The organism is Pseudomonas sp. SDO5532_S415 (assembly GCF_054071155.1).
This window is the reverse complement of record NZ_JBSVWS010000296.1, coordinates 1-3,934: the sequence shown is the minus strand read 5'-3', so window position 1 is coordinate 3,934 and position 3,934 is coordinate 1. Positions and strand designations below refer to the sequence as shown.

The 3,934-nt window shown below is 58.3% G+C and carries 4 protein-coding genes; all 4 read left to right on the top strand.

The features are described from left to right. Window positions 1-110: 110 nt before the first annotated feature. The 4 genes from ACW9HW_RS29350 to ACW9HW_RS29335 all read left to right on the top strand — a co-directional run bounded on the left by ACW9HW_RS29350 (window position 111) and on the right by ACW9HW_RS29335 (window position 3,855). Entirely contained in the window at window positions 111-1,487 is a 1,377-nt protein-coding gene (locus ACW9HW_RS29350; protein WP_457402823.1) for an L-serine ammonia-lyase, read from the top strand. Window positions 1,488-1,529: 42 nt separating this feature from the next. Beyond that, entirely contained in the window at window positions 1,530-2,654 is a 1,125-nt protein-coding gene (gene gcvT / locus ACW9HW_RS29345; protein ID WP_457402821.1) for a glycine cleavage system aminomethyltransferase GcvT, read from the top strand. Window positions 2,655-3,057: 403 nt separating this feature from the next. Then, window positions 3,058-3,270, top strand: coding sequence for a cold-shock protein (locus ACW9HW_RS29340; RefSeq protein ID WP_007931076.1), 213 nt, complete (start codon window positions 3,058-3,060; stop codon window positions 3,268-3,270). 96 nt (window positions 3,271-3,366) lie between these two features. After that, on the top strand, window positions 3,367-3,855 hold the full coding sequence (locus tag ACW9HW_RS29335; protein ID WP_095193182.1) for an RDD family protein: 489 nt from the start codon (window positions 3,367-3,369) through the stop codon (window positions 3,853-3,855). The last annotated feature ends 79 nt before the right edge of the window (window positions 3,856-3,934 follow it).

Here is a 3,934-nt window from a genome sequence, read left to right as displayed (position 1 = left end):
ACATTGATGGTGACTGACCCACCGTTTTCGCGAGCAGGCTCGCTCCCACAGGTGATCTGCACCTGATATCACATTCCGCCATACCTATAACAAGAAACCGGAGAACAACCATGTCGTTAAGCGTGTTCGACCTGTTCAAGATTGGCATCGGCCCCTCCAGCTCCCACACCGTCGGCCCGATGCGCGCAGCCGCGCGTTTCGCCGAAGGCCTGCGCCGAGAAAACCTGCTGACCGCGACCACCTGCGTCAAGGTCGAGCTCTATGGTTCACTCGGTGCCACCGGCAAGGGCCACGGCAGTGACAAGGCTGTGCTGCTGGGCCTGGAAGGTGAACACCCGGATACCGTGGACACCGAAACCGTCGCCGCTCGCCTGCATGACATTCGTGGCAGCGGACGCTTGAACCTGCTCGGCGAACACAGCATTGCGTTCAACGAGAAAGAACACCTGGCGATGATCCGCAAACCGTTGGCCTATCACCCCAACGGCATGATTTTTCGCGCATTCGACGCCGCGGGCCTGCAGATCCGCAGTCGCGAGTATTACTCGGTCGGCGGCGGCTTTGTCGTCGATAAAGACGCCGCCGGTGCCGATCGCATCGTCGAAGACTCAACCGCGCTCACCTTTCCCTTCAAAAACGCCAAGGAACTGCTCGGTCACTGCGCCACCTACGGGCTGTCCATCAGCCAGGTGATGCTGACCAACGAAAGTGCCTGGCGCCCCGAAGCGGAAACCCGTGCCGGTCTGTTGAAGATCTGGCAAGTGATGCAGGACTGCGTTGCCGCTGGTTGCCGTAACGAGGGCATCTTGCCCGGCGGCTTGAAGGTCAAGCGTCGGGCGGCTGCGCTGTATCGGCAATTGTGCAAGAACCCGGAATCGTCCCTGCGCGATCCGCTGTCGGTGCTGGACTGGGTCAACCTCTACGCCCTGGCCGTCAACGAAGAAAACGCCAATGGCGGACGCGTCGTCACGGCGCCCACCAACGGTGCGGCCGGGATCATTCCGGCAGTGCTGCATTACTACATGCGTTTCATTCCCGCGGCGAACGAAGACGGGGTGGTGCGTTTTCTGCTGACCGCCGCGGCCATCGGTATCTTGTACAAGGAAAACGCCTCGATTTCCGGCGCCGAAGTCGGCTGCCAGGGTGAGGTTGGCGTGGCGTGTTCCATGGCGGCCGGGGCCTTGTGCGAAGTCCTCGGCGGCACGGTGCAACAAGTGGAAAACGCCGCGGAAATCGGCATGGAACACAACCTGGGCCTGACCTGCGACCCGATCGGCGGGCTGGTGCAAGTGCCTTGCATCGAGCGCAACGCCATGGGCTCGGTCAAGGCCATCAATGCGGTGCGCATGGCCATGCGTGGCGACGGACAGCATTTCGTCTCCCTCGACAAGGTCATCCGCACCATGCGCCAGACCGGCGCCGACATGAAAAGCAAATACAAGGAAACCGCCCGAGGCGGTTTGGCGGTCAACATTATCGAGTGCTGATGTGCGCTCATCTGCATCTGCACCCTTTTTCAGGAGCTGAATATGTCCACCGAACAACTGTTGAAAACCCCGTTGCACGCACTGCACATCGAACTGGGCGCACGCATGGTGCCATTCGCCGGCTATGACATGCCGGTGCAATACCCGCTGGGCGTGATGAAAGAACACCAGCACACTCGCGATCAGGCCGGGCTGTTCGATGTATCGCACATGGGCCAGATCCGTCTGACCGGCGCCAATGCCGCCAAGGCCCTGGAGACCCTGGTGCCGGTGGATATCATCGACCTGCCGGTGGGCATGCAGCGCTATGCGATGTTCACCAACGAGACCGGTGGCATCCTCGATGACCTGATGGTCGCCAACCTGGGTAACGACGAATTGTTCCTGGTGGTCAACGCGGCCTGCAAGGACCAGGACCTGGCACACCTGCGCAAACACATCGGCGAACAATGCCGTATCGAACCACTGTTCGAAGAGCGCGCCCTGCTGGCCCTGCAAGGTCCGGCGGCGGTCACCGTGCTGGCGCGCCTGGCTCCGGAAGTGGCGAAAATGACGTTCATGCAGTTCGCCCGTGTGCAATTGCTGGGCGTTGACTGCTTTGTCAGCCGCTCGGGCTACACCGGTGAAGACGGTTTCGAAATCTCCGTGCCGGCCGCCAGCGCCGAAGCCCTCGCCCGCGCCCTGCTGGCGGAACCGGAAGTCGAAGCCATCGGCCTTGGTGCGCGCGACTCGCTGCGCCTGGAAGCCGGCCTGTGCCTGTACGGCCACGACATGAACACCGACACCACTCCGATCGAAGCCAGCCTGTTGTGGGCCATTTCCAAGCCTCGTCGTGCCGAGGGTGCGCGTGCCGGCGGTTTCCCTGGCGCTGAAAGCGTGTTCGCCCAGCAACAGGGCGGTGTCAGCCGCAAGCGTATCGGCCTGCTGCCTCAGGAACGTACTCCGGTGCGCGAAGGCGCAGAGATCGTCAACGAAGCGGGCGAGATCATCGGCAGCGTCTGCAGCGGCGGTTTCGGGCCGACCTTGGGCGGTCCTTTGGCGATGGGTTATGTCGACAGCGCTTATATCGCTCTCGATACTCCAGTATGGGCGATTGTTCGTGGGAAAAAGGTTCCTTTGCTTGTAAGCAAAATGCCATTTGTTCCGCAACGCTACTATCGCGGCTGATTGATTGTTCCTATAAGTAACGCGGTTGCGTTAACAATGCACTAATGTGTAACGCAACCGCCATAAAAGAGTGCATCGTTTGGCTCTAAGCTTCGATTATGAACTTTGCTTATAACGTTCGAAAACAATTGAACAGTCGTATCGAATAAGCTGCCACTAATGGCCCGAAAAACTGCCAGCAACCCGAGGAAATGCGGGCTTCGCAGGGGCTTGTTTTTTCTCCCATAGTTGGCGTAGAGTTTGTTCACTGTGTTTGCATGGGTCGCTTGGAATCGTGACCTGGGCAGTAGCCACCAAGTTAGCTACATCCCGTTCGACGTCTTCTTACTCTCCTGCAACCAGCCCCAGTACTCTTTCATGAGAAGGAGACTGTCATTAATTTTAGCGTCAAAGGAAATAAGAAATGTCCCAACGTCAGAGCGGTACCGTCAAGTGGTTTAACGACGAGAAAGGTTTTGGTTTTATCACTCCAGAAAGCGGTCCGGATCTGTTCGTGCATTTCCGCGCTATTCAGGGCAACGGTTTCAAGAGCCTGAAAGAAGGCCAGAAAGTGACCTTCATCGCTGTGCAAGGCCAGAAAGGCATGCAGGCTGACGAAGTACAAGCAGAAGGCTAATCTTCTGTAACGAAAAAGCCCCTGATGCTGACATCAGGGGCTTTTTTGTGCGCGTAAATCCGTAAAATGGCTTCTTTTTTCCCTTTGAGTGCCGTCATGTCGAAACACCTGCTGAAACCCCAGGGCGAATTTCCTGCCGCTGGCCTGGGTCGTCGTCTGGCGGCGATGTTCTATGATTTCCTGTTGTGCACCGCCCTGCTCATCGTGACCAGCGGCGCCTACAAGATGATTCAGATGGCGATCATCGGTGAAGAAAAAATGCGCGCGCTCACGGAGACCGGAGCGCTCGACGGCGACCCGCTGCTCTCGACCGTACTGCTGTTCGTTCTGTTTGGCTTCTTCGCCAAGTTCTGGACCCACTCAGGCCAAACCCTGGGCATGCAGGTCTGGTGCATTCGCGTACAGAATGCCGATGGCTCCTCCATCAGCCTGTGGCAAGCGCTGCTGCGCTTCGTGGTGTCGATCGCTTCGCTGCTGTGCGTGGGCCTCGGATTCATCTGGTCGCTGTTCGACAAGCAGAAACGCAGCTGGCACGACATGTATTCCAATACCCAGCTGGTGCGGATTCCCAAAAAGACCAAATAGCTACAGGGCGCAAAAATCACTGTGGGAGCGAGCCTGCTCGCGAATGCGGTGTATCAGCAAACATTAATGTCAGCTGATA